Origin of the sequence: Psychrobacter piechaudii, from assembly GCF_900162825.1 — a bacterium.
Taxonomy (GTDB): Bacteria; Pseudomonadota; Gammaproteobacteria; order Pseudomonadales; family Moraxellaceae; genus Psychrobacter; species Psychrobacter piechaudii.
This window is the reverse complement of record NZ_FUGE01000189.1, coordinates 1-650: the sequence shown is the minus strand read 5'-3', so window position 1 is coordinate 650 and position 650 is coordinate 1. Positions and strand designations below refer to the sequence as shown.

The 650-nt window shown below is 42.9% G+C and carries 2 protein-coding genes; both read right to left on the bottom strand.

All coding sequences use genetic code 11. The annotated features are described in order from the left end of the window. Window positions 1-92: 92 nt before the first annotated feature. On the bottom strand, window positions 93-353 hold the full coding sequence (locus tag A1019T_RS10370) for a nuclear transport factor 2 family protein (RefSeq protein ID WP_077451569.1): 261 nt from the start codon (window positions 351-353) through the stop codon (window positions 93-95). Window positions 354-499: 146 nt separating this feature from the next. Next, window positions 500-650 (bottom strand): zinc ribbon domain-containing protein (locus A1019T_RS10365; protein ID WP_143514112.1); only part of this gene is annotated, 151 nt, incomplete at its 5' end.

The following is a 650-nucleotide window of genomic DNA, read 5'->3' as shown; positions in this document are numbered from 1 at the left end:
AGTATGGCAAGATTAATTTTAGCTTATAACCCTTTAACGACTTCTTACGACAGTGTGTGTCGCCTTATATCCACCCCCTGAAGTGGGTGGTTTTACGGCGACTGGTGATAAAAATCACCGGTTACCATCACATAGTCTTGCATATCGATAACCTTGCCAATCTCATAGTCTAGCTGTTGATACCCATACAACCCTGACTTAAGTTTTTGCAGGTAGGAAAATAAGTTATCAGTCACCCCGCTGCTGTGCACATAGTGTAAATCGGCATCGCACATAGCCGCAAACTCATCATACTGCTTATTTAGTAAATAGCTAAAACGCTGCTGTTCAAGTTCGCTAATTTTTTGTTTCATAGTCTCTCTTCTTGACCTACTCCCACCACCAAACCTAGCGGTTATGGTTGGGGAATCTTTGCGACCCATAGTAACTTCAATCTAAGATTGTGTCACCACCTTTCGCCAGTACACTTACACTGAAAGTCACGTACTGGGGGAACTCTTTACACAGTAGCAAGTCCTGCTACATCAGCTAACGCCTGTTGGCGTATATTATTGCTTGTATTGATATCACTGTCATGCTGTGTTTGACAGTTAGGACACACCCAATGACGCACCGATAACGGCAGACTGTCTAATTTGTAATGACAATGC

Coding starts and splice junctions, on each gene's coding strand:
- A1019T_RS10370 (WP_077451569.1), bottom strand. CDS start 353: ATGAAACAAAAAATTAGCGAACTTGAACAGCAGCGTTTTAGCTATTTA.